Origin of the sequence: Thalassospira sp. MBR-102 (genome assembly GCF_040549275.1) — a bacterium.
GTDB lineage: Bacteria > Pseudomonadota > Alphaproteobacteria > Rhodospirillales > Thalassospiraceae > Thalassospira > Thalassospira xiamenensis.
Map to the genome: position 1 here is coordinate 184769 of NZ_JBEPTC010000004.1, position 23027 is coordinate 207795.

20 protein-coding genes are annotated in these 23027 nt (G+C 56.2%); 2 read left to right on the top strand and 18 right to left on the bottom strand.

The features are described 5' to 3' along the window. Positions 1 to 62 precede the first annotated feature (62 nt). The 9 genes from ABIE64_RS09670 to ABIE64_RS09710 all read right to left on the bottom strand — a co-directional run bounded on the left by ABIE64_RS09670 (position 63) and on the right by ABIE64_RS09710 (position 10074). A complete protein-coding gene (locus ABIE64_RS09670; RefSeq protein ID WP_114095472.1) occupies positions 63 to 803 on the bottom strand; it encodes a DUF6969 family protein in 741 nt (246 codons plus the stop codon). Between the two features lie 139 nt (positions 804 to 942). Next, positions 943 to 1812, bottom strand: a complete 870-nt coding sequence (locus ABIE64_RS09675; RefSeq protein ID WP_114095471.1) for a formylglycine-generating enzyme family protein — start codon at positions 1810 to 1812, stop codon at positions 943 to 945. Positions 1813 to 2129: 317 nt separating this feature from the next. Continuing rightward, positions 2130 to 2465: a hypothetical protein gene (locus tag ABIE64_RS09680; protein WP_181849986.1), complete on the bottom strand. Its 336-nt coding sequence runs from the start codon at positions 2463 to 2465 to the stop codon at positions 2130 to 2132. Positions 2466 to 2555: 90 nt separating this feature from the next. Further along, entirely contained in the window at positions 2556 to 2984 is a 429-nt protein-coding gene (locus ABIE64_RS09685) for a universal stress protein (RefSeq protein ID WP_037992232.1), read from the bottom strand. Between the two features lie 14 nt (positions 2985 to 2998). Then, complete coding sequence (locus tag ABIE64_RS09690) at positions 2999 to 5590, bottom strand: TRAP transporter permease (RefSeq protein WP_354377281.1); 2592 nt, start codon at positions 5588 to 5590, stop codon at positions 2999 to 3001. Between the two features lie 208 nt (positions 5591 to 5798). Next, positions 5799 to 6776: a TAXI family TRAP transporter solute-binding subunit gene (locus ABIE64_RS09695; RefSeq protein ID WP_007089664.1), complete on the bottom strand. Its 978-nt coding sequence runs from the start codon at positions 6774 to 6776 to the stop codon at positions 5799 to 5801. 207 nt (positions 6777 to 6983) lie between these two features. Then, entirely contained in the window at positions 6984 to 7814 is an 831-nt protein-coding gene (locus ABIE64_RS09700) for a beta-keto acid cleavage family enzyme (protein WP_354377282.1), read from the bottom strand. Continuing rightward, the gene (locus ABIE64_RS09705) at positions 7814 to 9175 is read right to left on the bottom strand and encodes an aspartate aminotransferase family protein (RefSeq protein ID WP_354377283.1); all 1362 of its coding nucleotides are present in this window, start codon (positions 9173 to 9175) and stop codon (positions 7814 to 7816) included. Before ABIE64_RS09705 ends, ABIE64_RS09700 begins: the two co-directional genes overlap by 1 nt. Continuing rightward, complete coding sequence (locus ABIE64_RS09710; RefSeq protein WP_354377284.1) at positions 9172 to 10074, bottom strand: MurR/RpiR family transcriptional regulator; 903 nt, start codon at positions 10072 to 10074, stop codon at positions 9172 to 9174. The genes ABIE64_RS09705 and ABIE64_RS09710 overlap by 4 nt, the downstream gene beginning before the upstream one ends. A 276-nt stretch (positions 10075 to 10350) precedes the next feature. On the opposite strand from ABIE64_RS09710, the gene ABIE64_RS09715 reads away from it, so the two are divergent. Beyond that, positions 10351 to 11439: a response regulator gene (locus ABIE64_RS09715; protein WP_354377285.1), complete on the top strand. Its 1089-nt coding sequence runs from the start codon at positions 10351 to 10353 to the stop codon at positions 11437 to 11439. Here the strand turns inward: ABIE64_RS09715 and asnB are convergent. Further along, a complete protein-coding gene (gene asnB, locus ABIE64_RS09720) occupies positions 11400 to 13340 on the bottom strand; it encodes an asparagine synthase (glutamine-hydrolyzing) (protein WP_354377286.1) in 1941 nt (646 codons plus the stop codon). The two genes, ABIE64_RS09715 and asnB, sit on opposite strands and share 40 nt — an antisense overlap. Then, positions 13341 to 13613 (bottom strand): ribbon-helix-helix domain-containing protein, encoded by a 273-nt coding sequence (locus tag ABIE64_RS09725; protein WP_007089671.1) that lies wholly within the window; start codon positions 13611 to 13613, stop codon positions 13341 to 13343. 78 nt (positions 13614 to 13691) lie between these two features. On the opposite strand from ABIE64_RS09725, the gene ABIE64_RS09730 reads away from it, so the two are divergent. Continuing rightward, positions 13692 to 14468, top strand: coding sequence for a phosphodiesterase (locus tag ABIE64_RS09730; RefSeq protein ID WP_354377287.1), 777 nt, complete (start codon positions 13692 to 13694; stop codon positions 14466 to 14468). Between the two features lie 2 nt (positions 14469 to 14470). Here ABIE64_RS09730 and queG read toward each other — a convergent pair whose 3' ends face one another. The 7 genes from queG to queA all read right to left on the bottom strand — a co-directional run bounded on the left by queG (position 14471) and on the right by queA (position 22926). Further along, entirely contained in the window at positions 14471 to 15625 is a 1155-nt protein-coding gene (queG, locus tag ABIE64_RS09735) for a tRNA epoxyqueuosine(34) reductase QueG (RefSeq protein ID WP_354377288.1), read from the bottom strand. Between the two features lie 112 nt (positions 15626 to 15737). Next, positions 15738 to 18215, bottom strand: a complete 2478-nt coding sequence (locus tag ABIE64_RS09740; RefSeq protein WP_354377289.1) for a TonB-dependent siderophore receptor — start codon at positions 18213 to 18215, stop codon at positions 15738 to 15740. A gap of 165 nt (positions 18216 to 18380) precedes the next feature. Further along, the gene (locus ABIE64_RS09745) at positions 18381 to 19403 is read right to left on the bottom strand and encodes a FecR family protein (RefSeq protein ID WP_354377290.1); all 1023 of its coding nucleotides are present in this window, start codon (positions 19401 to 19403) and stop codon (positions 18381 to 18383) included. A gap of 139 nt (positions 19404 to 19542) precedes the next feature. Next, positions 19543 to 20067 (bottom strand): RNA polymerase sigma factor, encoded by a 525-nt coding sequence (locus tag ABIE64_RS09750; protein ID WP_354377291.1) that lies wholly within the window; start codon positions 20065 to 20067, stop codon positions 19543 to 19545. Between the two features lie 195 nt (positions 20068 to 20262). Beyond that, positions 20263 to 20730, bottom strand: coding sequence for a preQ(1) synthase (gene queF / locus ABIE64_RS09755; protein WP_341364686.1), 468 nt, complete (start codon positions 20728 to 20730; stop codon positions 20263 to 20265). Positions 20731 to 20734: 4 nt separating this feature from the next. Next, positions 20735 to 21877 carry a tRNA guanosine(34) transglycosylase Tgt gene (gene tgt / locus ABIE64_RS09760; protein ID WP_354377292.1) on the bottom strand — a complete coding sequence of 381 codons (1143 nt, stop codon included), beginning with the start codon at positions 21875 to 21877 and terminating at the stop codon, positions 20735 to 20737. Continuing rightward, positions 21877 to 22926, bottom strand: coding sequence for a tRNA preQ1(34) S-adenosylmethionine ribosyltransferase-isomerase QueA (gene queA, locus ABIE64_RS09765; RefSeq protein WP_354377293.1), 1050 nt, complete (start codon positions 22924 to 22926; stop codon positions 21877 to 21879). The genes tgt and queA overlap by 1 nt, the downstream gene beginning before the upstream one ends. Between the last annotated feature and the right edge of the window lie 101 nt (positions 22927 to 23027).

A 23027-nucleotide genomic window follows, 5' to 3' on the forward strand; every position in this document is an offset into this window, starting at 1 on the left:
CGGTACCGGAATAAAAAACGGCCAGTGCTTCTGCATTGGCCGTTTTCATATGTCCGAAGATATCACGCTGCGGCGCGGCGCCGACCAAGTTCCTCGGTGATCGCGCGGATTTGCTCCTCGACCCGGATGTCGATGGTCGATGTAACTTCCAGTTCGCGATCTTCGTAAACATCGCGATCAGGATGCTTTTCACGCCATTCGTTGATTGTCATATCACGCAGGCGGATCAGCTGTTCGATTTGCGGCCGATACAAAAAGATCATCCCCGATATCCAGCGATTTACCGGCCAGGATGGTTGCGCATGATCAATGATGAAGTTTTCGAGCATATTGATCACGGTTTCGCCGTCATACCAGACTTCGCCGGTCACCCAGCGGTTGGTGGTGAACAGACGCTGGGCAAAACCGTATTCATCCATCGATACCGCAACCAGATGCGACAACGCGTCATTTGGCCCTTCGGGATAGTCAAATCCCTCAATCGGTAACGGCTTTGACCCGGACGGCATGCCGCGCGGTCGCAGGAAGGTATGGAAGTGTCCATGCTCGTTCCAACTGCGCTGTTCGTCTTTGGGATGGGCATGATAATAAAACTGGGCGTGCGAATTGCGGTCATACACATCCCCTTCGGGATAGTGCGTCCATTCATAAAAAGGCCCCGCCGTCTTGATCAGTTCACCGACAATATTATCGCCGGTCACCGTCAAGACCCGGTGGCATTCCATAACATCGCGTCCCGCAGTCAGCATCCGTTCAAGCCGTCCGGTCGGAAGCGATGTCCAGTCAATTGCAATTTCGGTCATTCCAACACCAGTAACCTTGCGATGAGAATCCTATCCGCAGCGGCAGAAATAACCCGTCCATGACCATGACGGCCAATTAATCCCGTTCAAGAATTAGTGATTCTGTCACAATGTGCAAGCCTGCTTCGAAAACAGGCCACTATTCATGCATCAACCGAAATCCGATAAGGATATGCTGCATATGTTCCGGCCTGCCATGGCGGGCGGCGGGGCGGCAAACACCGCATCCCCGATCATCCCAAGATCCGCCCTTAACAATACGGTATCCGGCTTGCAAACTGGTGGCCGTCCATTCAAACACCTGCCCCGCCCCGTCATACAGCCCATAAGGTCCGGGTTCGAACTGTCCCACCGGAACTGTATCAAACGGGCCGCGATCGGCACTGTTCAATTGCAGCGGGTCATAAATATTGCCCCAGGGATAGAAAATGCCGTCCGCACCGCGAACCGCCTTCTCCCAATAGATTTCTTCGGGGATGCGCCACTTGATGCCGGTTTTCGAACTTAGCCAGGTGGCATAATCCTGGGCATCACGCCACGACACCAGAACAACCGGATGATTGCCCTTGCCACGCGGCGGTTCGCCATTCTGCCATGCAAAGGGACGGGTCGCGTCATATCCGTAAATCAGACCAAGACTTTCCCAGTCTTCCTCGCTGATATCGGGCGCTTCACGACCGGTATCCCGGACAAAGGCGGCATACTGATCATTGGTGACCGGCGTTTTCATGATGAAATAGTCGGGCAGATAAATGTGCCATTTATCGACTTCAACATCGTACCAGCGATTCCGGCGGCTGATGTCATGGCCATAGACCTGCTCATCAATCTGATAGGCATATTGCCGTTCAACCGCATCCGACCCCTGAAAGAACCAACCGGCCGGAATTTCCGCCACATCGGCATATGGTACATCCGCGGACTGCGCCCGCACAGAACCGGGCAACGACATCGTGGCCAAAACGGCCGCAAAAAGCCCGCCGATCATGTGACTCTGCTGTTTTTTCATTGTCTGTTCCGGTCTCCGTGATGGCTGTTCTCACGGTTTATTCAACCGTACGCCATGCTCCGCTCCCCGTATCCCCGATTTCTTAAATGCGTAAAATCTATCGGTTTTTCAATCGTTTTGATACCAAAGCATAAAAAATCAAACATGAATTGTTCGCGACTCATTCAACCGTGGGCATATTTTGACCGCTTCTTTCACACGGCTCTCTCACATAACAGTGAAACCATGTGACGTTCCGGGCGACCTGATTTGGCGCATATTGGCCTGCATCGGACGAAAAACATTCAAACGTCCCTAAGTCAGATCGAAATGAACGCTTAATCAGTGAGGCAATCAATGTCCAAAAAATCCAGCTTCTTCTCCCAGTCGGCCCTGATGCCCGCGATTGCCGTTGGTGCCGGCCTTGTCATGGCAGCCCCGATGGCAATGGCGGCCCCGCTTCCGACACCGACCGCCGAAGTCGCGACGTGCACAGCCAATCCTTGCGCGGCCAACCCCTGTGCCGCAAACCCCTGTGCCGCAAACCCGTGCGCGGCCAAAAAGGTCGTCAATCCCTGCAGCCCGTGCGCGGCCAACCCTTGTGCTGCAAATCCTTGCGCGGCGGCTAACCCCTGCGCTGCCAATCCGTGTGCGGCAAATCCCTGTGCTGCCAAATAACCGGGCCGATCCGTCGCCCTGACCATGCAAAAGGGGCAGTGCTTTTGGCGCTGCCCCTTTTTCGTGTCTGTCCGGAACGATAGCAATCAGTCGCGAACCACCATCACCGAACAATCGGCATGGCGAACAACCCGCGCGGCATTCGGCCCCAGAAGGTAATCCTTCAATTCCGGGCGGTGTGCCCCGATGACGATCAGATCGCAATTGGTCTTTTTCGCCATTTTCAGGATCACTTCATAGACCGTGCCCTGTCCCACGATATGCTGGACCTTAAGGTCGGACGGAATATGTTCGGAAACGAACTGGTGCAGTCTTTCGTTATAGGCATCGAGAACCTTTTTCTCGTAACCCTTGGGGAAAAACTGCCCGACCATCGACATCCCGACCGTGGGAACCACGGTCAGGACATGAAGGCGCGCATTGAATGCCTGGGCTTGCCTGATCGCGACCGGAATGGCTTTTTTCCAGGACAGATCGTGATCAAGATCCACTGTAACCAGAATATCCTTATACATGGACTTGGCCCTCCTTAGGCCGCTTCGGCACGACGGCGACGGCGTTGCAATACGATGATCCCGCCCAGCAGAATAAACGCCGGGATAAAGAACACCTCTTTGGGCATGCGGTCGGCTTCGATCTTGATCGCGGTGATTTCAAACTCGAAATCAAGTCCCGCTTTCTCGGCCGGACCACCAAATACCAGATCATCGATAAAGACCTTGCCGTCTTCGTTGCGAACCGCAATGCCCGCATTGTAAAGACGATCTTCACCCGATGCTTCCGGTCCCAATGGCAACATCACCGATTTGCTGACTTCGTCGCCTTCAAGACTGATGCCCTCGACATCCAGAAGAATGCTGGTATTGGCGGGCATATCGGCCGCCTTTTCAACAATCTCGGTTGCGGGCAGGTTTTCATAGGGCGGCTCGAGCAGATCAAGCCAGAAACCCGGACGGAACAGGGTAAAGGCAATCAGCAGAAGTGCCGCACTTTCCCAAAGTTTCGAGCGGGTGAAGAAATACCCCATCGTCGCTGCGGCAAAGACCAGCATCGCAACAATCGCGACAAAGATCACCATCACCACTTCAAACGGATGATCAAGCCCGATCAGCAGAAGCTGCGTGTTGAACAGGAACAGGAACGGCAGAACGGCGGTACGCATGCTGTAAAAGAACGCGACAAAGCCGGTCTTCATCGGGTCGGCCCCTGAAACCGCGGCGGCGGCAAAGGATGCCAGACCAACCGGTGGTGTCACATCGGCCATGATGCCGAAATAGAACACGAACAGATGCACCGCAATCAACGGCACGATCAGGCCGTTCGCAGCCCCCAGTTCAACAATCACCGGTGCCATCAGGCTCGACACCACGATATAGTTCGCAGTGGTCGGCAGGCCCATGCCAAGGATCAGACTGATGATCGCGGTAAAGATCAGGATCAGCATCAGATTGCCGCCCGAAATCAGTTCCACGAATTCGACCATCACCTGACCGATCCCGGTCAGCGACACCGTACCCACGATGATACCGGCCGCCGCCGTCGCCACACCGATCCCGATCATGTTGCGCGCCCCGGTGGCAAAACCGTCAATCACATCGGCAATGCCTTCCTTCACACTGGCCATATAGTCCGGCTGCTTGCGGAAGAACGCCTTGACCGGGCGCTGGGTCAGCATGATGAACAGCATCAGAACAGTCGCCCAGAAGGCCGACAATCCGGGTGATTTCAACTCGATCATCAGGAACCAGACCAGAACCACGACCGGCAGCAGATAATGCAGGCCGGACTTGGCGGTTTCGCCCAGCGCCGGAAGCTCCAGCACCGGCTTGTTGGGATCATCCAGTTCAAGATCAGGATATTTCGCCGCATAATACAGACCGGCAAAATAGATCGCGGCACATTCGACCGCGACAATCCAGCCCACCGCGTTACCGAATATCTGTTTCTGGAAATTGATCGCGTAGTAAATCACACCCGCAAGAATAACCAGCGACAGCACGAACAGAAGCGAACGCATCAGCACTTGCTGCACGGTCGATGTCTGACGTTTCGGTAGGCCCTTCATATTGGCCTTAAGCGCCTCAAGATGGACGATATAAATCAGCGCGATATAGGAAATCGTCGCCGGCAGGAAGGCATGCTTGATGACTTCCGGGTAAGGAATGCCGACATATTCCACCATCAAAAAGGCCGCAGCCCCCATGACCGGCGGCATGATCTGCCCGTTGACCGACGATGCGACTTCGACCGCACCGGCCTTCTCGCCCGAGAAACCGACACGCTTCATAAGCGGGATGGTAAAGGTCCCGGTCGTCACCACGTTGGCAATCGATGAACCGGAAATAAGCCCGGTCATTGCCGATGCCAGAACGGCAGCCTTTGCCGGACCGCCACGCATGTGGCCAAGGGCGGCAAACGCCACCTTGATGAAATAGTTGCCGGCCCCGGCTTTATCGAGCAACGAGCCAAACAGCACAAACAGGAACACGAAGCTGGTCGAAACGCCAAGCGCAATCCCGAACACGCCTTCGGTCGTGATCCACTGATGCGACATCGCCTTGGAGAAGCTTGCACCCGCCCATTGCAGGACATCGGGCACCCACGGTGCATTGCCAAAGAAAACATAGGCAAGGAACACCATGGCCACGATCATAAGGGGCGGACCAAGTGCGCGGCGCGTTGCTTCAAGCAACAGCACCAGACCGGCACCGGCCACCACAAGATCCTGCGTGATCGGCAAGCCCGGACGCGATGACAGCTCGCGGTAGAAAATAAAGATATAAAGAGCACAGAATGCCCCGGCAGCCGCCAGGACCCAGTCAAAAACCGGAATATAACTTCGCGGTGAATTCTTGAAAGCCGGATAGGCCAGAAACGCCAGGAACACGGCAAAAGCCAGATGGATCGACCGTGCTTCGGTCGAATTGAAAACCCCAAAACTGACAATATAGGGCAGTGGCGATGCCAGCCACAGCTGGAACAGCGACCAGGCCACGGCAACATACAGCAAAATTATTGCCGTCATGCCGGTCGGCTGGCGCGCGCCTGTATCATTTTCCGCGATCAGATCCTGAAGATCCTGGTCCGATGGACCCTGTGTCGCGCTTTTATCGTCGGTCATTGCAAACTCCCGGTCTGAACGCGGTTTCTGTTTCGGGCGGCCCAAACCGATAGCCCAGAAACAAAAAACCTCCGTCGACACTTACCCGGTCGCCCACGGAGCATATCGGCACATCATTGTGCGCCATTTTGATCAAATTTTTTAAGATGCCCGCAGGACGGAAGAAAACAAAACGGGAGGCACGGCGTGCCCCCCGTTTCAACCTGACTTACATCAGGCCAGCTTCTTTGAAGTATTTGACAGCGCCGTCATGCAGCGGTGCCGAAAGGCCGTCTTTGACCATTTCTTCTTTTTTGAGGATCGCAAAAGCCGGGTGCAGCTTTTTGAAATCCTCGAAGTTTTCAAAGACTGCTTTGACAACATTGTAAACGACGTCCGCATCGGTTGCGGTCGAGGACACGAAGGTCGCGCCGACACCGAAGGTCTGAACGTCGTCCGGGTTACCGCGATACATGCCGCCCGGAATGGTGGCAACACGGTAATACGGGTTATCGGCAACCAGTTTGTCGATTTCCGGACCGGCAACTTCGACCAGAACAGAATCACAGGAAGATACAGCTTCCTGAATCGAACCGGACGGATGACCAACGACATAAAGCATCGCATCGATCTTGTTATCGCAAAGCGCCTGCGACTGTTCAGCCGGCTTCAGTTCGGATGCCAGTGCGAAATCGTCAAGGGTCCAGCCCTTGGCGTTCATCACGATTTCCATGGTGTCGCGGCTACCCGAACCCGGGTTACCGATATTGACACGTTTGCCTTTAAGGTCATCAAAGGTTTTGATGCCGGAATCAGCGCGGGCAACAATGGTGAACGGCTCCGGATGGATCGAGAAGACGGCACGAAGTTCCGGGAACGGGCCGACGTCTTTGAATGCTTTTTCACCATTCAGGGCATAGTACTGAACGTCAGACTGGGCAACGCCAAGATCCAGTTCGCCCGAACGAATGGTGTTGATGTTGTAGGACGAACCACCAGTGGACTCGACCGAGCAACGAATGCCATGCTCTTTACGGTCTTTGTTCACCAGACGGCAGATTGCACCACCGGTCGGATAATAAACGCCCGTCACGCCACCGGTACCGATGGTGATAAAACGGTTTTCCTGTGCCGATGCCTGTCCGGCGAACAGCGACGCACCAGCCAAGGTGGCAATGGCACCCGCTACAGCAATAAGTTTCTTCATCAGGATTAGCTCCCTATTACACCCTGTTATAAAGTTTTCAACCACACCGCGAGGATGTGGCGGAAAAACATCGAAACATCAGATAAATCAGATGTTTCAGCGAGGGGATTATAATGACGAGCCCCAAGAATTGAAACCCTATAACCCCGAAACCCCCTGATACTTTTATGTCAGGTAACCATTCTGTTTTCATTGGCGCGCCAGAGTCTACCACTGCGGTTGCATGATTTTTCGCGCCTGATCGCCGGTCGCAACAGTCCGACCCATAAGATACGCGCCTTCGCGCGCCTGAACGATCAAAGCAGCATTGTCGACCGCACCCGAACGGTCAACCAAAAGATGATTATTTTCAAAACCAATGCGCGCATGACCACCCAATCCGGCCGCCGTCAACGCACAGGCATTTTCATGTACCCCGAAGGCGCACACCATCCATTCCGATACAAATGGCGACGCATCCAGATACGGCAAAAGGTCCTTGGGGTCGGATACCTGCCCCGTGGTGTAACGGCCCAGAACATAAAGCACCGGCAGCTTTTCACCCGGAATGACACCATCACGCACAAGCTGGTTGAACCGGATCACGTCTTCTGGCGCATAAAGGATGAATTGCGGCAGGATATCCGCCTCGCGCATGAAGGCAAAGAAATCGCGCAGTTCATCAAGATCGGCATTTTCCGGCGCAATTTCGCGCACTGCAATCGATACCGCCTCGGGCACAAGTTCGCGGATCATCGCCATCTGATCCTGCGCGCCATACATGCCGACCGCCTCGCTCGTGACCTGCAACAGCATGTCATCACCAACACTTGCGCGCACCTCGGTCAGCATTTCACGATACCGGCCCACATCAATGCTGTGCTTCTGGTCATCATCACGCACATGCAGATGCATCATTGCCGCCCCGGCGGCCTTGCAGTTGGCGGCTTCCTTGGCCAGTTCGGCCGGGGTTATCGGAATGCTGGGCAGATCGGCCTTGGTTTTGCGCGCCCCATTGGGGGCCGATGCGATCAGAAACGGGGTTTCACCATAAGACATTACAAAAGCCCCTCGGCGGCAAACACGTCATTCATCGCCAAATCAAACAGATCAACGATCCTTGCGACATCATCCCCGGTCACGATAAAGGGCGGCGCAAACAGCACATGGTCACCCCGCACGCCATCAATCGTGCCGCCCATCGGATAAGCCATCAACCCGCGCGCAAAGGCTGCCTTCTTGATCTTGGCGTTGATCTTGCGCGCCGGATCAAACGGGTCTTTGGTTTCGCGATCCGCGACCAGCTCAAGCCCCCGGAACAATCCCCGACCGCGAATATCTCCCACAAACGGATGCTGCCCGAACCGTTCGCGCAATCCATCGGCCAGCAATTCGCCCTGCCTGACGACATTGGTCAAAAGGTCGCGTTCGCGAATGGTTCGCTGGGTTGCAAGGGCTGCGGCACAGGCGGTTGCATGCCCCTGATAGGTATGGCCGTGCTGAAAGAAACCCGATCCATTGGCAATCGCATCATCGATTTTCTTCGACACCAGGATCGCACCAATCGGCTGATATCCGGCACCCAGCCCCTTGGCGATGGTTTGCAAATCACCCGAAATGCCTTCCTGTTCAATCGCATGCAGGGTGCCGGTGCGGCCCATCCCGCACATGACCTCGTCAAGGATCAGCAGCACACCATACTGATCGCAAATCTCGCGGATGCGTTTGAAATATCCCGGCACCGGGGCCAAGGCACCCGATGTTGCGCCGACAACCGGCTCGGCGACAAAGGCGGCAACGCTGTCGGCCCCGAGTTCAAGGATCGCGGTTTCAAGTTCGTTGGCGACCCGCAAACCATACGCCGCGTCACTTTCGCCCGGCATCTGGTCACGATACGGATAACAGGGCGCGATATGGCTTGCCGTAATCAGCAGCGGCTCGAACTGCTTGCGACGCCACATATTCCCGCCAACCGAAAGCGCGCCCAGCGTATTGCCATGATAGGACTGGCGGCGCGCAATCACATATTTCCGGTCCGGCTGCCCGATCTCAAGGAAATATTGCCGCGCCATTTTAAGCGCCGCCTCGGTCGCCTCCGACCCGCCCGAAACGAAATACGCCTTTGCCATGCCTTCGGGAGCATGGGTTACAAGGTCTTCGGCCAGTTCTTCCATCGCATCGGTGGAAAAGAAACCCGAATGGGCATAGGCAATCTGATCAATCTGGGCATGCATGGCCGCACGCACCGCCGGGTCGGAATGCCCAAGGCATGAAACCGCGGCACCCCCGCTGGCATCCAGATAACTTTTGCCATTCTGATCAAAGATATAAACACCTTCGCCCCGCACCGCACGCGGCGGGGTTGCGACACTGCTGCGATGAAGGACATAGGTTTCGGGCTTGCTGTGGGGCTGGTTCATGATCGGGAATTCCGGGTGGAGGCGGCTTCTTCATGATAGGTATCGAAAGCCGCAAGTTGTTCTTCCGCAACGGCAATCCGTTGCAGTACCTTTTGACCGCCGCGCGCAACCAGAAGGGCGACAAGCGCCTGCATGACCGAAACGCTGGTGGTAAAGCTTTGGAAAAAGGATGGGGAACTGTCTGATACGACCAGCTTTGCAACCGCATCGACCGCAATCGGCGCAACGTCCGAATCGCAAACCGCAATCACCGGGCAATGCTGTTTGCGGGCAAACGCGACCGCGCGCACCGTATCGCGAATATAGGGCCGTGCCCCGACGGCAATCAGAACGTCCCGCGGGCCAATCCCGCGCAACTGATCCCCGAATGCCCCTGCATGCCCGTCAACCAGAACACCATTTTCGTTAAACAGCCGATAGGCGTAGGCAAACTGATACGCCGCCGGATAGGCCGCACCACGCCCGACGACAAAAACCTGACGGGCGCGCGCAATATGTTCACACGCATCCTTCATGCGTTCGCACATTTCCGGTGCGAATGCCTGACCGATATTGGCAATCTCGGCCTGCGCGATGCTTTGCAGCAGATGTGCATCGCGATGGATATCGGCTTCGCTGTTTTGCAACGCGCGCGCCCGGTGTGCGTAACTTGCCGGCAGGTCAAGCAACCGGTTCTGGTAACTATCGCGGAACTGCTGCCAGGTATCGACACCGATGGCTGCCATCAGGCGGGTAACCGTACTGGGTGGCACATTGGCCGCCCGCGCAAGGGCGCGCATCGAACGCAGGGCCACATCATTGGGATGATCAAGAATATGGCGCGCCGCCTTCTGCATTTGCGGGCTCAGCGTCGCATAATCGGAAATCAGCTTTTCGCGCAAATCGGTGTAAACACCCATTTTCCCGGGTTCCTGTGATCAATTGATCGGAAAACTACGCCACAGCGCCACCGGATTTGCAACGAATGTTTCAATTACATGACTTAATGAAACGTTTGTTTCGCAAAATGTTTCATGGCCAAGGCAGCCTTGCGGGCTGCAATTGGTAAAAACCATGGACTTATAAGAAAAAGATGTAACAATACCAAATTCGCGGCAGGAACGTTTACGTTTCATATAAAGATATAAATCTACATTCGCGATGTGGGACTGGGCACCGAATCGATAAGGTGGCCAATGAATAATCAGATCATCGATGCACTGGCACAGACAAGTGCGGGCATCGCTCTTTTTGACAGCAATGAACGGATCATCTATGCGAACCCGGCATGGGAACAGCTGATTACCGGCGTTGCCGAAGAAGACCTGCTGTTTTCCGAGACCGAGCTTGCTGACGGCGGCATGATTTCCGTGTGCTTCGTCAAACCGCAGGCGGAGCATCCCCACCCGATTGCCCTTCCGGCATCGGCCAATGACAGTAAAATCGGTACCGTGATCATCGCCGATGACAGCGAAAGCAACCGCATGGTCGCGCGCCGCATCCTGCAAGCCGAAGGATACGGCATTGTCGAGGCCACCAATGGGCAGACCGTGCTGAACATGCTGCGTCGCGGGGTGACGGCCGATCTGATCCTGATGGATGTTGAAATGCCCGATATGGACGGATTGCATACGACGCGCCGCATCCGCCACATGCAGGGGCCGGTTGCCCATACCCCCATCATTGCCTTGTCTGCCCATCAGTCGCGCGACTGGAACGTCATTGCGCGTCAGTCCGGGGTTGATGAATTTATCAACAAACCGATCCAGCGCACCAAGCTGCTTGATACCATCCGCGACCTCATCAGCCGGTCCCCGGAGGGGGCTGCTTCCGCCCCGCGCCTTTCGCCGCCGCCGGTATTGCGATCCAAGGGGGCACGCATCACCCGCCCGGAACGCCTTGATCCGCCTTCAAGCCCGGTGCTTGATATCCGCACCCTCGAACAGCTTTATGCCGACGCCGGGGACGAAGGCGCATCATGCGGTATCGACCTTTTCATCAATGAAACCGAAACCCGTCTGGTCAAAATTGACAACGCGCTGTCAAATGACGACCTCGCAACCGTCCGGGACGAAGTCCATGTGCTCAAAAGCACCTCGGGCACCTTTGGCTTGCGCCAGCTTTCCGATTTGTGCGGGGTCACACAGAATTTCTTTGAAGAAGACGATATCGACGAAGGCCGCATCCTCGCCCTGTCACGCCAGGTGGTGCAACTGGCACCAACGGCCCTGACCGCGCTTAATCTTTATCGCCGTTCACGCGGCTGGGGGCGTTCCGGCATGTAACCCCCTGTCTTGATGCGTGCTGCAAACAATGCAACATTTTCCACCATTGCTGTGCTGATGTTTGCCTCTCCGATATCCGATTGCCAACACTCCTCCCGCAGTCGCCAGACCAGCATCGCCCAAAGGCTTAACGCCATATCCGGTGCCCTAGCTTGTGTTGCCCTGTGCCAGTAATGCCGCCGTTGGCGGTTTGTCACCGGCAGATCGCCAAACAAGACCTCAATGATCCGCCCCTCATTTCCCCAAAGCAATGCGCCAAGCTTGACCAACCATTCAGCGATCGGCGGGTTGAAGCCGATTTTGCCTGCACACAGATAACCATCAGGCATCATCGGCGCGATGACCGCCCGCAACAGGGCCTTCCCCCCGCCGCGCAGATGCGCCCCTGCCTGAACATGCCCGGCGATTGCCATCACCTCATGACCAAGCAACGGCACCCGATATTCAAGCCCATACGCCATGCCGCACCTGTCCGACATGGCAAGCTGATTGCCCGGCAAGGTGATTTTCCGGTCAAACGCCATCAGCCGGTCGCTCAATTCGCCATTTGGCAAATCCGCGGCCAATGACAATTTCGATGGCACTTGCGAAATACCGGCGCGATCATTCCAGAAATGAAACGCATCCTCGGCGCTTCCCTGCCCGCCTTGAACAAACCGTTCGGCCCCACGCGGCAATGTCCTCGCAAAATTCCCGGCCATCGCGCGCCGAACAACACCGGGTATATGCTGCCAAAAACGGAACATCCGGGCGGCCCGATAGCGCGGATAACCGCCAAACAGCTCATCCCCGCCATCCCCGGCCAGACAGACCGGCACATGCTTTGACACGCCCGCACTCAATGCCTGCATCAGAACAATCGACGGATTGCCAAAGGGTGAACCAAAAGCCCGTAAACCATCCTTCAGATGCCCCAAAATTTCCTCAGGCTCCTCCGGTGCCGCAATGACATGCAGCTCCATTCCCAGATGCTTCGCCAACTGCCGCGCACGTGGTGTTTCATCCATCCCGGCATCGCGGAACTGCATGACAAATCCCGGTGGCGGCTTTTGCCCGCGTTCACGCGCGACATCACACGCCATCGCGGCAATCGCACCACTATCCATTCCACCGGACAAAAGCATGCCAACATTACGGTCCGCATCCATCGCATCGGCCACCGACTGGCGAATGGCCCCGCGCAGATCGGCAACTGCGTCTTCGCCGTCATATCGGTGGCAAGTGGCTGGCCGGATCATCCGGCTATCAATCTTGCCATCCTGCCAGCAGATCAGCTCCCCCGGCCGTAACTGCCGGATATCGGCAAAGCCGGTCGCCGGTGCCGGGACAAACAGATGTGCAAGATAATGCGGAAAAACATTCTGGTCCGGCATGGTCGGTACGATGCATCGCAGGGCGGCAATCTCGGACGCGAAAGCCACATTGCCACTGCCGTACTCCACGAAATAAAGCGGCTTTATCCCGACCGGATCACGCCCCAGCCAAAGCTGCCGCAAGGCGCAATCCCAAAGCGCAAAGGCATACTGCCCGGACAGATCGCCAAGCGGTTTGGCAGGATCACCACCATCACGCAGGGCATTACCAAGAACCGTCAGAAACAGCGCCGCATCACTGTCGCTTTCAACAGTGAAACCATCTTGGCGCAAGGATGAAATACGCCGCCGATGCCCGGCAATATAACCGTTAAACGCCAGAACAAACCGGCCATCGGGTGAAATCAGGGGCTGATTTGCCGCAGCCCCCGGATCGGTCGTGATCAGCCGACGCACGCCAAGCGTTACCGCACCCGCGGGATCAGACCAGCACCCTTCACCATCCGGCCCCCGATGGGCAAGTGCATGCAGTGCTGCGTGAACACGTGGTTGCTCCCCGCTGGCTGTCGCCCCTGCCAGTCCACACATTTATTGATCTTCCGGTGCTTCTTCGTGACCCGATGGCATATCAGGGTCACGATCCCGCCCCAACCGCCCCTGCAAATCCGCCAGCACATATAACCGCAAGGCGCTTGAAAGGTTGCCGTCGCGGCCTTCGTCAACCTCGGCAACCAGTTCGGCAATTGCCATGTCGCGCCGTGTTGCGATGCCCTGAAGTTCGGACCAGAACGCATCTTCAAGCGAGAAACTCGTCCGGTGTCCGGCAATTGTCACAGATCTTTTGCGAACGTCGCTGCTCATCGGCCTGTATATCTTCCCAATCCTCGGCAACTCGATCATCATGCCGGTGGCGTCACCCGATCATGATAAGGCATCCCTATGAAATTCATACATCTTTCCGACACGCATCTGCTGGCCCGTGATGATCTTTCGCGCCCACCACATGCGGGTGAAACGCTGCGTGCCGTCATTGCCGAAATCAATGAATATCATGCCGATGCCGCGATCTGCGTGATTACCGGCGACATTACCCATCATGGCCGCCCGGAACAATATGACCACGCGGTCGAACTGTTCGCGACCCTTGCCATGCCGTTTATCATGATCCCGGGCAATCACGATATCCGCGAACCGATGCTCGCCGCCTTCCCTGATACGCCGCGCGATGAAAACGGCTTTATCAATCATGGTCAGACAATCGGCGGCATCCGCTTTGTGATGCTTGATACCATCGTGCCCGATGCGCATCACGGCACATTGTGCGACGCCCGGCTTGACTGGCTGAAACACGAACTGGCAGACCACCAAGACCTACCGACCTTCCTGTTCATGCATCACCCGCCGCTTGATATGGGCCTGCCGTTCCTTGACTCGATCCGGATGGATGCCGACGCCGAACTGGCCGTCATCGTCAAAGACCATCCGCAGATCAGGCATATCTTCCTTGGCCACCTGCACCGTCCCGGCAACGGCATCTGGCAGGGGATTCCATTCAATGTCGGCGGCAGCAGCCAGAAGGGCGAACCTCTCGACATGCGTCATGAAAAGGAAGAAGAACTGTTTGAACGCGCCCCGTTAAAGCCGATGTTCGGCATCGTACTGACCGATCCGTCGGGCAATGTGCGCTATCATTATGAAACAGTGCCGTTCGACTAGGATCACGGCGCGGGGCGCGCCCATTCCGCCAGCACCACCGGATCACTTTCCATGCGTTCATGACGGGATCGCAGGGCGTCAAACGCCTTGCCATCCATCAATTGCGACAGCGCCCAGACCGCCGATCCGCGCACAAGCGGGCTTTCGTCGGTCAAAAGGCTCTCGACACGCGGCACAAGATTGACCGCCCCGCTATTGCCCACCGCCGTCAGAACATTGCGCAAAAACTTCGCCCGCCCGATCCGCTTGATCGGCGATCCGGTAAAGAAACTGCGAAATGTCTCGTCATCAAGATCAAGGAAATCGGCAAGCCTTGGCGCGGTCAGTTCGGCGCGCGGGATAAAGGCCATTTCCTGTGTCCGGCTGGCAAACTTGTTCCACGGACACACTGCCAGACAATCGTCACAGCCATAAATCCGGTTGCCCATTGCGCGTCGAAACTGGGGCGGGATCAAGCCATCATGCTCGATCGTCAGATACGAAATGCATTTGCGCGCATCAAGTTTATAGGGCCCCGGAAAGGCATCGGTCGGACAGGCCGAAAGGCATTTGGCGCATGACCCGCAATGATCGATTTCCGGTTCAGCCAGATCAAATTCAAGGGTCGTGAACACCTCGCCCAGAAACAGCCAGCTGCCGTATTCGCGCGACACAAGATTGGTATGCTTCCCCTGCCAACCAATCCCGGCGGCCTGCCCCAACGGCTTTTCCAGCACCGGGGCGGTATCGACAAACACCTTGACCTGTTCGCCATCAGCACCCGCTTTCTGCGCCTGTTCCATCATCCAGCGCGCAAGCTGCTTGAGGCGTTTTTTGATCAGATCGTGATAGTCGCGATTTCTGGCATAGACCGAAATCATCGCCCGGTCGGGATGGTCCAGAAGGGTTAGCGGATTTTCCGCAGGGCCATAGTTGGAACCCAGAACAATGACGGATTTGACATCCGGCCACAGCATTTTCGGATCGCGACGGCGCGGCAGCCGTTCCGGGTCATTCATCCAGTCCATGGTGCCATATTCGGCAGCGGCGACAAATTCATCGAGCCGCGCCTGATTGCGTTCGTCAATCTGCGGGCGCGCCACGCCACAGACATCAAAGCCGATTTCACGAGCTTTGGCCTGAAGGCTTTCAAGGGTTATCGCAGCACCAACCGTCATGGCAAAACATCTGGGTCGTTTTCTCTCTCTGTGCTGCCTTATATAGGTTTGTCGCCGAAACGCAAAAGGCCGCAGCACATGGCTGCGGCCTTTAAGTCGACGCCGGGCGAAATCAGAAGCGATATCGCAGCGTCGCCAGAATTGTGCGTTCCTCGCCATAATAACAGTTATCCGACCACTGCGTGATCAGACAGGACGCGACATATTCCTCGTCCATCAGGTTGTTCACATTCAGCCGGAAATCGGCATTGTTCATGCCAACCTGCGCCAGATCATAGTTCAGCACGACATCAACCAGCGTGTAGTCCGGAACCATAAGGGTGTTGGCCTCATTCGCAGCCGTTTCACCGACATAGCGGATCCCTGCCCCGATGCCGAGCCCGTCAAGCGATCCCTGATCAAAGCGGTAATGCCCCCAAAGCGACACCATATGTTCGGGTACCTGCTGCGGACGATTGCCATCCTTGACCGACCCCGGCGCATCAAAGGACGCATCGGTATAAGTGTAACCGGCCAGCACGCTAAGATTATCGGTCAGTTCGGTGCGTGCCTCAAGCTCAATACCTTGGGACTCAATCGTTCCAACCGGCTCCCATGCCGTTGTCAGGTTGTTATAAACCGCAACGTTTTCCTGTTCGATATGGAATGCCGCCGCACTCAGCATCGTTTTGCTGCCTTCAGGCTGGAATTTTACGCCGACTTCATATTGCGTACCTTCGGTCGGTTCCAGCGGCTTGCCCGATGCGTCACTCGACAGGCTGGGATTGAAGGATTCCGAATAATTGAAATAGGGCGCGATGCCGTTATCAAACAGATAAAGAACCCCGGCACGTTTGGTCAGCTTGCTGCGGTCTTCACCCTGTTCAACATTGGTCAAACGGTTCAGGTTGCTGGTTTCCAGCCAATCCTGCCGAAGACCCAGCGAGAAACGCCAGTTTTCATAGGCCAGCTGATCCTCGGCATAAAGCCCGGCCTGTTCAAGGGACCGGCTGTTGCTGTTGGTGATTGCTCCCAACGCAACCCCGGGGCTGCCATAGACCGGATTGAAGGCATCAATGTTCGATGCCCCGGTAAACAGCCATTTGTTTTCGCTTTTGCGATCCTGATAATCAAAGCCCATCACAACCGTATGATCAACGTCACCGGTGGCAAAATTGGCTTCGGCCTGGTTATCCACCGTAAAGGCGCGAAGGCTTTCATCCCCACCGCCATAGGTTCGCGTCAACTCATTTGAGGTACCGCTCCAGCCCGTCTGGTAAATCTGGTCAAGATGCACATCGGCATCAAGGAAGCGGAAGTTCTGGCGCACCGTCCAGGTATCGTCGAAATCATGTTCAAACTCGTAACCAACCATGTTCTGGGTACGCTCATAACTTTCCAATGCCGGATCACCGTCAAAGAAAGTGTTCGAGATATACTGGCCGTTACTCGGGAAAAGCGTGCCTTCGGACGGCAGGCCATTATGGGTGCCGCCTTCCGGGTCTTTCTGGAAATAACCCGACAGGGTCAGGCGTGTATCATCGCTGATATTGGCGGTCAGCGACGGGGCAATGGCATAACGTTCTTCTTCAGTACCTTCGAACTGGGTATCGGATGCATCGGCTTTGCCGACAACGCGATAGGCAAGCTTGCCTGCCTCGTCCAGCGGACCGGTGAAATCAAAACCGACCCCGCGCTGATTGCGATTGCCATAGGAAAGCTCGACCTCGCCCTGCTGTTCGAATTGCGGTTTCTTGCTTGATAGTGCGACAAGACCACCGGGCGAACTGCGACCATAAAGCACCGATGCCGGTCCTTTGACCACATCGGCACGTTCGACGAAATAGGGATCGATCTGCATCGAGCTATAGGTAGAATCATCGCTCATGGTTTTCAGGCCATCGAGATAGATATTATCGATGCTGCGATCCACCAGGCCGCGCAGGATAATGTAATCGTACCGGTTTGACGCACCGACCTGCCCGGTGAAGGCACCGGGGGTATAGCGCATCGCCTGCATCACCGTCTGCGATCCCTGATCTTCCATCTGCTCCTTGGTCACCACGCTAATGCTTTGCGCTGTTTCAAGGATCGGTGTGCCGGTTTTGGTCGCCGCACGCGACCGGGTCGCGACATAGCCGTCCACCGGGCCATCTGCGGTTTCGGTGACCGCATTGGCTTCGACCCGCACCGGATCAAGCACCGTTTCACCACTGGCGGCGATCTGTTCAATCGTGACCGTGTTATCCTCGGTAAAGCGCCACGTATAACCCGTCCCGCTCAGAAGCTGGCCCAGCGCCTGATCAACCGTCATTTCCCCCTGAATGGCGGATGCCTGAACACCGGAAATTCCGCCGGACGGAAAGAACAGACGCACGCCTGCCTGATCGGCAAGGCTGGTCAGCGCCCGGTCAAGGTCCTGTGCCGGGATGTTGAAATCAATCACGCTCGCCTGTGCGATTTCGGCATTGTCGCGCGACGCGGCAATATCGGCCGCCGTCGCACAAAACGGTGCAATAGCAACAACGCCGGAAATCACCGTGGTTACCGCAAGACGGCGTTTCCAGCCCATCAGCATCATCCGCCGGGCCACACAAACGTTTGTATTCATTCCATAAGCCTTTTCGTCAGAAACCCCAATGCGAATGAAATTAAGAACCGAAATCATTCGCTGTTATTTCTGAGACGAAACCGGCTAACGTGATTTGCAGTAAAAAATTCAAAAAATTTTCAGATCGGGAAAAAGCCCGGAAACCCTTGGCCTTCGCCAGAAGGATCAATAGATGATCGTCAGCAACGGCAACCGGGTAACGCGTGCGGATGTCGTTTGCGCGATAGAGGCAAAAACCGCATCAAGGTCAGTCGTTTCGAACACACCCGTAACCTTAAGGTCGCGCAACGTATCGCGCGCCACAACGATCCTGCCCGGCTGGTAGCGTTGCAGTTCCGCCATCACATCCGAAAGCGTCCGCTGATTGAAAATCAGCTTACCACGCTGCCAGCTGCCATAGGCCGCAAGATCGGCATCCGTAATCTTGCTCAATCCACCATCGGTGTCATAATGCGCCTGCTGCCCGACGGTGATCCGCACCGGCTCACTGTCGCCACGGGTCACTTCGACAATGCCTTCGCGCACGGTGACATTCGCCCCGCCGTCCTCAAGCCGCACCCCGTAAACCGTACCAACCGCGCGCGCCGCCCCGCCATTGGCGGAAACAATAAACGGATGATCGGCATCCTTCGCCACGTCAAAAATTACTTCGCCCGCTTCAAGGCGGATTTCGCGACGTGGGCCGGAAAAATCAACGGAAAAGGCCGATGCGGTATTCATGTGTGCAATCGATCCATCGGCAAGCGTCACCGCCCGCTGCTGCCCGATGGCCGTGCTGTAATCCGATGTCCAGCGCGCAATCGGCCCGGTTGCTTCCAATCCGCCAAAGATCGCCAGCATCAAGGCGCAAATCATTGCCCCCGCAATGGCAAGGCGTCCGGGCCGGGCCCCAAATACCCTGCGCTGTGCCGGTTGTAGCGAAGGTTGCCTGCGGGTCGGGGCTGCCCCCGGCGCGAGGGATCGGAAACTGCCGATCTCGTTCTGAATGTCGGGATTTTCCTGCCATTGCTGCGCGGCTTCGGTTTGACCGATGGCGGCAAAAAGGCTTTGGGCCTCGGCCGCGGCACGGGCGTGATCGGGGCTTTGCGCGCACCAGTCGGCAAAGGCCGCACGGTCGCGCATGGTGGCATCCCCCGATTGCAGCATCACCAGCCATTCAATCGCCTGATCGCCAAGATCGGCGGTCAATGGCCTGCTGGCTGGTTGCTGATCCGATAACCCGGTCTTCAAAACCCGATACCCCGAAAATGATTCTGTCCGGCCCCGGTTGTGGAGCCGTTATTGTTAAGACGTTTGGGCATGGGCAAATCTACAATGATTTTTGCCATTATTTTTCGCCCTCGCGCAAAAGCTCGTCGCGGCAATGTTGCAGGGCGCGCACGATATATTTCGCGACCATGCTGTTTGATACGCCAAGACGCGCGGCAATTTCACTGTGTGACAACCCGTCGACCCGAAACATCAGCAACGCCATACGTGGCTTTTCTGGCAGCTTTTCCAGCGCCTTATCAAGCAGTAAAATCTGTTCACGATCGAGCACGATGTTTTCGGGGCCGGGTTTGGGATCGTGGATCGCGTCGGTATCCTCGTCCATATCGTGATGGGCGGTAATGCGTTTATCACGCCTGATCCCGTCAATCGCAAGATTCCCGGCCACCCGATAGATATAGGCACGCGGATTGTCAATCACGTCCCCCTGATCGGGTGTATCGGCAAGCCGCACATAGGTATCCTGCACCACATCGGCTGCGCGTTCATGGTCCCCGCCCAGCTTTCGGGTCAGAAACCGGAAAAGCTGTTCGTAATTTTCCTGAAAGCTTGCGATCAGAACCGATGCGCTATTGCGCGCCATGGCCTTGCCCAAACATATCGTTGCCAAGTGTCGCAGGTCATCCTGCCCGCCCGTCTATTAGCAAGAACCAAAACCCAAAACAATGAGAATAATTCGCATTGTTAATAAATACACATACCGGTAATGCCCGAAAACAAAAAGGCTGCCACCGGTTTCCCGACAGCAGCCTTTGATTTCGCAGCAATTCCGGTGAGCCTAGCCCCGACCGCGATAGGGGGCAACGCCCTGATCGGGGATCCACACCCCTTCGGGGGCCGGGCCGGTCTGGTAAAACACGTCAATCGGAATGCCGCCGCGCGGATACCAGTATCCGCCGATGCGCAGCCATTTCGGATCAAGCGTCTCGACGATGCGTTTGCCGACCTTGACCGTGCAATCCTCGTGGAACGAGCCATGATTGCGAAACGACGTCAGAAACAGCTTCAGCGACTTGCTTTCCACCAGCCAATCCCCCGGCACATAGTCAATCACCAGATGGGCAAAATCCGGCTGACCGGTGATCGGGCAAAGCGATGTGAATTCCGGTGCAACAAACCGAACACAGTAATCGGTTCCGGCCTGCGGGTTCTGTACCCGTTCAAGAACCGCTTCATCCGGGCTGGCAGGCTGTTCGGTGGTGCCACCCAGCATGGTCAGGTTGTCGTAAATGGTTTGATCGGCCATGTGATTAATCCTCGCTGATCGGCACGGGATCAATATCCCCGCCTTCTTGGCCTGCATAAAAATCACGGGCGAACTGTTCCATGCGGCCCGCGGCAATGGCGTCGCGCATGCCACGCATCAGATCCTGATAATAGGCAAGGTTATGCCAGGTCAGCAGAACCGCCCCCAAAATCTCGCCCGCCTTGATCAGGTGATGCAGATAGGCGCGCGAATATTTCGTGCAGGCCGGACAATTGCACTGATCATCCAGCGGACGGTCATCATCGCGATGCCGCCCGTTTTTAAGGTTCAGCGTGCCGCGATGGGTAAAGGCCTGCGCATTGCGGCCCGAACGGGTCGGCAAAACGCAATCAAACTGGTCAATCCCGCGCATCACCGCGCCCACAAGGTCCGATGGCTTGCCAACCCCCATCAGGTAACGGGGCTTGTTGGCGGGCAGCATATCGACACAGAAATCAAGCGTATCAAACATGATCTGCTGGCCCTCGCCAACTGCAAGACCACCGACTGAATGGCCCAGAAGGTCAAGCTCGGCCAGTTTTTCGGAACTTTCGCGCCGCAGATTTTCAAAAACGCTGCCCTGCTGAATGCCATAAAGCGCATAGCCTTCGCGCCCGACAAATGCATCCTTGGACCGTTTGGCCCAGCGCATCGACATGCGCATGGACTCTGCGGCCTGCTGTTCGGTCGCCGGGAACGGGGTGCATTCGTCAAACGCCATGGTAATCGTCGATCCCAGCAGATGCTGGATTTCCATCGAACGTTCCGGCGACAGGGCAAATTTGCGCCCGTCGATATGGCTTTTGAACGTAACACCATCTTCGGTAATCTTGCGCAGCTTGGATAACGACATCACCTGATAGCCGCCGCTATCGGTCAGGATCGGCTTGTCCCAATTCATGAATTTATGCAAACCGCCAAGGCGTGCAATGCGTTCCGCACCGGGGCGCAGCATCAGGTGATAGGTGTTGCCAAGCAGGATTTGCGCACCGGTATCAGCGACATTTTCCGGCAACATGCCCTTGACCGTGGCAGCCGTGCCAACCGGCATGAAGGCCGGGGTATCGATCACGCCGTGGGCGGTATGAATGCGGCCGAGACGGGCCTTGCCGTCGGTCGCCAGAAGTTCATAACGGAATTCAGTCATCAGCTTTTTTCAATCTTACTGGCGCATTCAAGCAGGCTGCAATCGCCATAGGAATAGAAACGGTACTTGTTTTCAATCGCGTGGCCATAGGCCGCCTTCATGCGCTCAAACCCGGCAAAGGCCGATACCAGCATGAAAAGCGTTGACCGTGGCAGATGGAAATTGGTCAGCAGCATATCCACTGCCCGGAATTTATAGCCCGGCGTGATAAAGATGTCGGTCTCGTTCTCGAACGGTTCAACCACCCCGTCTTCGCGCGCCGCACTTTCAAGCAACCGAAGCGACGTCGTCCCGACCGCAACAACCCGCCCGCCCTTGGCGCGCGTTTCATTGATCAGGCTGGCGATTTCGGGCGATATGCTGCCCCATTCGGCATGCATTTTGTGGTCTTCGGTATCATCCACCTTGACCGGCAAAAACGTGCCCGCCCCGACATGAAGCGTGATCGTGCGGCGCTCGATACCGCGCGCATCAATCGCTGCCAGCAGTTCCGGGGTAAAATGCAAACCCGCCGTCGGGGCTGCCACCGCGCCGTCATGCTGGGCGAAAATCGTCTGATAATCCGATCTGTCCTGATTATCCCCACCCTTTTCCCGCCGGATATAGGGCGGCAACGGCATCACGCCATATTTTTCAAGCGCGGCAATCAGATCAGCCCCGGCAACGTTAAAGCGCAGCAACACCTCGCCGCCGTCTTTCTTTTCCATGACCTCGGCTTCGAAATCATCGGCAACCTTGAAGGTTTCCCCAACGCGCAGCTTCTTGGCCGGTTTGGCAAAGGCGCGCCATTGTGCAAGACCTTCCTGCTTGTGCAGGGTCACTTCAATGCCCGCCTCCCCGCGCTTGCCAAACAGGCGCGCCGGGATCACGCGGGTATCATTGGAAATCAGAAGATCACCGGGCCGCAGGATTTCGGGCAATTCACGAACGATGCGGTCATGCGTCTGCCCGCCCGTCAGATCAAGCATGCGGGCACTGTCACGCGGGTTGGCCGGATGTTCGGCAATGCACTCACGCGGCAGATCGAAATCGAACAGATCGACTTTCATCAGAAAAACAAAACCTGCAATTATCAGAAAAAATCAGAGGGGCGCCTTATACCGCCCCCCTTTGCAAAATCACAAGACGCCCGCCGGAATATCAGCCCTGC